Annotated in this window: 6 protein-coding genes; 5 read left to right on the top strand and 1 reads right to left on the bottom strand. The window is 71.4% G+C overall.

Features of this window, described 5'->3' with window-relative positions:
* The coding region (locus AOK09_RS35085; protein WP_055591240.1) for a transglycosylase domain-containing protein at window positions 1-1,647 on the bottom strand (1,647 nt) is incomplete at its 3' end.
* 368 nt (window positions 1,648-2,015) lie between these two features.
* Here AOK09_RS35085 and AOK09_RS35080 point away from each other — a divergent pair.
* The 5 genes from AOK09_RS35080 to AOK09_RS35060 form a co-directional block, all read left to right on the top strand.
* Window positions 2,016-2,816: an ABC transporter permease gene (locus AOK09_RS35080; protein WP_055591242.1), complete on the top strand. Its 801-nt coding sequence runs from the start codon at window positions 2,016-2,018 to the stop codon at window positions 2,814-2,816.
* 55 nt (window positions 2,817-2,871) lie between these two features.
* Window positions 2,872-3,648, top strand: a complete 777-nt coding sequence (locus AOK09_RS35075) for an ABC transporter permease (RefSeq protein ID WP_055591241.1) — start codon at window positions 2,872-2,874, stop codon at window positions 3,646-3,648.
* Window positions 3,649-3,673: 25 nt separating this feature from the next.
* Entirely contained in the window at window positions 3,674-4,648 is a 975-nt protein-coding gene (locus tag AOK09_RS35070; protein WP_055591239.1) for an ABC transporter ATP-binding protein, read from the top strand.
* 93 nt (window positions 4,649-4,741) lie between these two features.
* On the top strand, window positions 4,742-6,049 hold the full coding sequence (locus tag AOK09_RS35065; RefSeq protein WP_245687625.1) for a DUF445 domain-containing protein: 1,308 nt from the start codon (window positions 4,742-4,744) through the stop codon (window positions 6,047-6,049).
* Window positions 6,050-6,106: 57 nt separating this feature from the next.
* Window positions 6,107-6,923: adenosine deaminase family protein (locus AOK09_RS35060; RefSeq protein ID WP_055591237.1), on the top strand; the 817-nt coding region annotated here is incomplete at its 3' end.

Raw genomic sequence — 6,923 nt, 5'->3', positions numbered from 1 at the left:
GTTGTGGGTGGGGAGGTCGGTGCGGGTGTTGTCGCGCTGGAGCTTCTGGACGGCCCAGGGGACGATGCGCTCGCCGTGGTTGGCGAGGGTGGCGTAGGCGCCGGCCATGTCCAGGGCGCTGGGGGTGGCGGTGCCGAGGGCGGTGGCGTTGTTGGAGCCGCTCATGTCGTCGACGTTGGAGGGGATGCCGAGGGCGATGGCGGTGTTGCGGACGTTCTGCAGTCCGGCGTCGACGGCTTCCTGGGCGTAGACGGAGTTGATGGACTTCATCATGGCGTAGCGCAGGGTGACGGTGCCGTAGTTGAAGTCGTCCTCGTTGGGCGGGGCGTACTTGCCGGGGCCGCCGACGACGGGGCGGCGGCTGGTGCCGTCGTAGTAGGTCTGGGTGGTGATGCGCTGCCCGTTCTGGGTGTTGTGGTCGCCTTCGAGGCCGGCGGCGAGGTCGAAGGCCTTGAAGGTGGAGCCGACGGGGTTGTCCTGTCGGGTGGCGTCGTTGAAGGGCTGGACGGTGTAGTCGGGGCCGCCGTAGACGGCGACGATCTTGCCGGTGGTGGGGTCGACCGAGGCTCCGGCGACGCGGACGTCGGTGTCGGTCCTGGGCCGGGCCTTGGGGTCGAGCTGGTCGGTGAGTTCCTTCTTGACCGCGGCGACGAGGGCCTTCTGCCGTCTGCGGTCGAAGGTGGTGGTGATCTTCCAGCCGCCGGCCTGGAGGGTGGGCTCGTCGATGATCTTGTTGCGCAGGAGGTAGTTCTTGGCGATCTCGATGAGGTAGCCGGCCTGTCCGCCGACGCCGGGGGTGGCCGTGGGCTCGGTGGGCTGGGGGAAGGTCATGGCGGCGCGCTTGGCGGGGCTGAGCCAGCCTTCGGTGACCATGCCGTCGAGTACGTAGTTCCAGCGGGCGATGGCGGCGGCGCGGCCGGCGGGGGTGGTGTTGCGGACGTCGTACAGGCTCGGCGCCTGGAGGAGCGCCGCGATGTAGGCGCCCTGCTCGGTGGTGAGCCGGGAGACGTCCGTGCCGTAGTAGGCGTGGGCGGCGGCCTGGATGCCGTAGGCGTTGCGGCCGAAGTAGCTGGTGTTGAGGTAGCCGTCGAGGATCTGCTGCTTGGTCTCGGTGCGGTCGACCTTGAGCGCGATGAAGATCTCTTTGGCCTTGCGGGAGACGGTCTGTTCCTGCGTCAGGTAGTAGTTCTTGACGTACTGCTGGGTGATGGTGGAGCCGCCCTGGGCGCCGCGGCCGGTGGCGGTGTTGAGGGCGGCGCGCAGGGTGCCTTTGACGTCGATGCCCTTGTTCTTGTAAAACGACCGGTCCTCGGCGGAGAGGACGGCGTGCTGGGTGTCCAGCGGGATGTCGTCGAGCGGGACCGACTCGCGGTTGACGTCGCCGGTTCGGCCCAGTTCGGTTCTGCCGTCGGACCAGTAGTAGATGTTGCTCTGGGCGACGGCCTGGGCGTTGGCGTCGGGGACGGGCACCGTCAGGTACAGGATGACGAAGGCTCCGGCGCAGAGCAGAACGAGCATCAGAAAGGTGCCGACGACCATGCGCCAGGTCGGCAGCAGGCGGCGCAGGCCGGTGCGCCGGGCCCTGCGTGCGGCTTTGGCGGCCTGCTTTCGGGCGTTCCGGTCGGCGCCCTTGGTCTGCTCGCTCATGGCTCCTGCTCGGTGGTGTGCAGCGGTGGGCGGCCCGTGTGGAACGGTCGGCTCCTCCAGGCTCACACTTTCGCATCATCGGTACCGATTGCCCGGGCGGCGCGCCTCCGGTTGCAATTGTGGCGATCCTGTGACGACGGTCGTGAGGGTGGCGTTCCGCGCCGGGTGGCGGCCGTGCAATCCGGATGCGGCGGGTGCCGGCAGCCGTTACCCTGCGAGCACAACCGCATAGCTGTACGCCATCAGCTCCGCCCCAGCCCGGGACCCCCGGGTGTTCCGGGACGGGGCCGATTCGGCGTGCCCGGATGCGGTGGACCCACTCGACTGTCGACAAGTCGACAAATTCTGTGAGAGGAGGTTCAGTGCCGCTGACGCTCTACGGCTCCGTGGCCCGCGGCTCCTTCCGCCGCTACGCCACCTACCGGGCCGCCATTCTGGCCGGCGCCTTCACCAACACCGTCTTCGGCTTCATCCTCAGCTACACCTACCTCGCCCTGTGGCACGCCCGCCCCGACCTCGGCGGTTACGACGCGACGGGCGCCGTCACCTACATCTGGATCAGCCAGGCGCTGATCGCCCCCGTCTGCGTCTGGGGCGGCGGCTTCCAGGACGACTTCCAGGACCGGGTCCGCAACGGGGACATCGCCATCGACCTCTACCGCCCGGTCGACCTGCAGTCCTGGTGGCTGGCGACCGACCTGGGCCGGGCCGCCCTGCAACTGGTCACCCGGGGAGTGCTGCCGATGGTGGCCGGAGCGGCCGTCTTCCGGTTGCGGCTACCGCACGACGGACGGGTCTGGGCGGCCTTCCTGGTCTCGGTAATGCTCGCGGTGGCGGTCAGCTTCGCCTTCCGCTATCTGGTCAGCCTGACCGGCTTCTGGCTGATGGACTCCGACGGGGTGCGGTCGCTGGCCGGCATCCTGGGGATGTTCTTCTCCGGGAAGCTGCTGCCGATCACCCTCTTCCCGGGGGCGCTGGGTGCGCTCGCCCGGGTGCTGCCCTGGTCGGCGATGGTGCAGATCCCCTGTGACGTGCTGCTTCAGCAGCGCACCGGCGGTGCGCTGGCCACCGGCCTGGGCTTCCAGGCGTTCTGGGCGCTGGTGCTGCTGGCCGCCGGACGGGCCGTGCAGGGGCTGGCGACCCGCAGGGTGGTGGTCCAGGGTGGCTGACGACCGCTTCCCGGCTCCGCCGGGACGGCTGTGGTGGGGCCTGCGGGTCTGGTGGATGACCGCCGCGATGTGGACCCGGTCGGCGCTGGCCTACCGCACCTCGTTCGTGCTGATGACGGTCGGCAACCTGGCCATTACCGCCATGGACTTCGTGATCATCGCGGTGATGTTCCACAACATCCACAGCATGGGCGGCTGGGACTTCCACCAGGTCGCCTTCCTCTACGCCACCTCCAGCTTCGCCATCGGCCTGGCCGACATGCTGGTCGGCAGCATCGACGCGCTGGGGAACCGCATCCGGCAGGGCACGCTGGACGGCATCATGGTGCGGCCGGCCCCGGCGCTGGCGCAGATGGCCGCCGACCGCTTCGCACTGCGCCGGCTCGGGCGGCCGCTGCAGGCCACGGTGATCCTGCTCTGGTCGCTCTCCGGACTCCGGGTGCAGTGGACCTGGGACCGGATGCTGATGGTGCCGGGGCTGCTGGTCTGCGGCACGGCCATCTTCGTCGCGCTCTTCGTCGCCGGCTCCTGCCTCCAGTTCTGGGTCGCCGACGCGGCCGAGGTGCAGAACTCCTTCACCTTCGGCGGCGCCACCATGATCCAGTACCCGCCGACGGTCTTCGCCCGGGAGCTGGTCGCCGGAGCGGTCTTCGGCATCCCGCTCGCCTTCGTCAACTGGCTGCCCGCGCTGCACATCCTCGGGCAGTCCGACCCCCTGCACCTGCCCGCCGTGCTCCGCTTCGCCTCGCCCGCCGCCGCCGCGCTCGCCCTGGCCGCGGCCGGACTCGCCTGGCGGGCAGGGCTGCGCGCGTACCGCTCCACCGGCAGCTGACCAACTCGCGGAAGGGAAAAGGCACATGGCTCTGATCGAGGTCGACAACGTCAGCAGGACCTTCACGGTGCGCAGCCGCAAAGGGCGGCTGCGCAGGGAGAAGCGCCAGGTCAACGCGGTGGACGGGCTGACCTTCCAGGTCGCGGAGGGGGAGTGCGTCGGCTATGTCGGGCCCAACGGCGCGGGGAAGTCCACCACCGTGAAGATGCTCACCGGGATCCTCGTCCCCAGCGGCGGCCGGCTGCGGGTCGCCGGGGTGGACCCCTCCCGCGACCGGGTCCGTCTCGCCCACCGCATCGGCGTGGTCTTCGGGCAGCGCACCACCCTGTGGTGGGACCTGCCGCTGCGCGACTCCTACGAGATGGCCCGCCGCATCTACCGCATTCCCGCCGGCCGCTTCCGGGCCAACCTGGACCGCTGCCTGGAACTGCTGGACCTCGGACCGCTGATGGACACCCCCGTGCGGCAGCTCTCCCTGGGCCAGCGGATGCGCGGTGACATCGCCGCGGCGCTGCTGCACGACCCCCAGGTGCTCTACCTGGACGAGCCGACGATCGGCCTGGACGTGGTCAGCCGCAACCGGGTGCGGCAGTTCCTGCGCGAGGTCAACACCGAACGCGGCACCACCGTGCTGCTCACCACCCATGACCTCACCGACATCGAGCAGCTCTGCTCCCGGGTGATGGTCATCGACCACGGCCGGGTGGTCTACGACGGCGGACTGGAGGGGCTGCACGCGGTGGGGGAGAGCGAGCGGACCCTGGTGGTGGACCTCGCCGAGCCCTGCCCGCCGATCGCGGTGGAGGGCGCCCGGGTGGTGCGGGTGGACGGTCCCCGGCAGTGGCTGGCCTTCCCCGCCGCCCGCAGCGCCGCCCCGGTGGTGGCGGCGGTCGCTGCCGGCTATCCGCTGGTCGACCTGTCGGTGCGCGAACCCGCCATCGAGGACGTGATCTCCCGGATGTACGCCGGGGAGGTGGCGGCCCCCGTCCGGGTGGGCTGACCGGTGCGCCCCCGGTGCCGGGCCGCGGCGCGCCGCAGCCCGGCACCGGGGGCGGGTGGGGTGGGCGCGCAGGGTCTGGGGCAGAGTGGGGAGGTGAAGAGTCAGGCGGGTGCGGCGGGCGAGGCCGCCGGGTCGGGCGGGGTTCGGTTCACCGCCTCGGACGAGGTCAAGCGGCGCGCTGTGCGCCGGATGAAGGTGCTGGCCACCGGGCTGCTGGTGGTCGCGACCGTGGTGTACGCGGTGGCCCGCTGGGCGGGATCCGCGGGAGCGGGTGCGTGGGCGGGGTATGTGGAGTCCGCCGCCGAGGCGGGGATGGTGGGCGCGCTGGCCGACTGGTTCGCGGTGACGGCGCTCTTCCGCAGGCCGTTCGGGCTGCCGATCCCGCACACCGCGATCATCCCCACCAAGAAGGACGTCTTCGGGCGGACCCTCGGGCAGTTCGTGGGGGAGAACTTCCTGGCGGCGCATGTGGTGCGCAGCCGGCTGCGGGCACTGCGGATCGCCGGACGGGTCGGGGAGTGGCTGTCGGCGCCCGGCAGCGCGGAACGGGTGACCACGGAGGCGTCCGCGGCGCTGCGGGGCGTGCTGGCGGTGCTGCGCGACGAGGACGTGCAGGCCGTGGTGGGTGAGGCCGTGACCCGGCGGGTGTCGGCGCAGCAGGTGGCCCAGCCGATGGGGCGGATGCTGGGCAGGGTGGTGGACGACGGCGGGCACCGCGGTGTGGTGGACCTGGTGGCGGTGCGGCTGCACGACTGGCTGGTGGAGCACCGCGCGGAGGTGGTGCAGCGGATCGCGGAGGAGTCCCCGGGGTGGACGCCCAAGTTCATCGACCACCAGGTGGGGGTGCGGATCCACAAGGAGCTGCTGCGGTTCGCCGGTGAGGTGCGGGACGACCCGGCGCATCCGGCGCGCGGCGCGGTGGACAGCTTCCTCAGGGACTTCGCGGCGGAGCTGCGGACCGATCCGCAGACGATCGGCCGGGTGGAGCGGGCCAAGGCGCAGCTGCTGGAGCGGCCCGAGGTGCAGGGCCTGATCGCGTCCTCGTGGGGGGCGGTGCGGTCGCTGGTGCTGGAGGCGGCGGAGGACGAGCAGAGCGAGCTGCGGCGGCGGATGCGGGACGGGGTGCGGTCGTTCGGGGAGCGGCTGGCGTCCGACGCGCGGCTGCAGGGCAAGGTCGACGGCTGGCTTGAAGACGCGGCCGAGTACGTGGTGGAGACCTACCGGGACGAGATCACCTCGCTGATCTCGGAGACCGTCGCGGGGTGGGACGCGGTGGAGGCGTCCCGGAAGATCGAGGCCAACGTGGGGCGGGACCTGCAGTTCATCAGGATCAACGGCACGGTGGTGGGGGCCCTGGCGGGGCTGCTGATCCACACGGTGTCGGTGCTGGTGGCCGCCTGAGCGCCACGGGTGGCGTGCGACGATGCGGGGGTCACGGAGCATGAGAGGAAACGGTTGATGGTGGACGCGTTCATCGCGGGGTTGCCGAAGGCGGAGCTGCATGTGCACCACGTGGGGTCCGCCTCGCCGCGGGTGGTCGCCGGGCTGGCGGCCCGGCACGAGGGCACGACCAGGGTGCCGGCCGATCCGGAGCTGCTGGCGGAGTACTTCACCTTCCGGGACTTCGCCCACTTCATCGAGGTCTACCTCTCGGTGGTGGACCTGATCCGCGACGCGGAGGACGTACGGGCGCTGACCTTCGGCGTCGCCGAGGACATGGCGCGGCAGAACATCCGCTACGCGGAGCTGACGGTGACGCCGTACAGCTCGGTGCGCCGGGGCATCCCCGATGTGGCGTTCATGGAGGCGATCGAGGACGCCCGCAAGGCCGCGGAGGCGGAGCTGGGCGTGGTGCTGCGCTGGTGCTTCGACATCCCCGGTGAGGCGGGTCTGGAGTCGGCGGAGGAGACGGCGCGCCTCGCGCTGGAGGTGGGCGCGGACGGCCTGGTGAGTTTCGGCCTCGGCGGCCCGGAGATAGGGGTGCCGCGGCCGCAGTTCAAGCCGTACTTCGACCGGGCGCGCGCCGCGGGGCTGCACAGTGTGCCGCACGCGGGCGAGACCACGGGTCCGCAGACGGTGTGGGACGCGGTGCGGGAGCTGGGCGCGGAGCGGATCGGCCACGGCACCCAGGCGGTGGGCGATCCGCGGCTGGTGGACTTCCTGGGGGAGCACCGGATCCCGCTGGAGGTCTGTCCGACGTCCAACATCGCGACCCGCGCGGTGGAGCGGATGGAGGATCACCCGATCCGGCAGATGGTGGCGGCGGGGCTGCTGG

The organism is Peterkaempfera griseoplana, from assembly GCF_001418575.1.
In the GTDB taxonomy this organism is placed as follows: Bacteria; Actinomycetota; Actinomycetes; order Streptomycetales; family Streptomycetaceae; genus Peterkaempfera; species Peterkaempfera griseoplana.
This window is presented reverse-complemented; position numbering and strand designations above follow the sequence as displayed.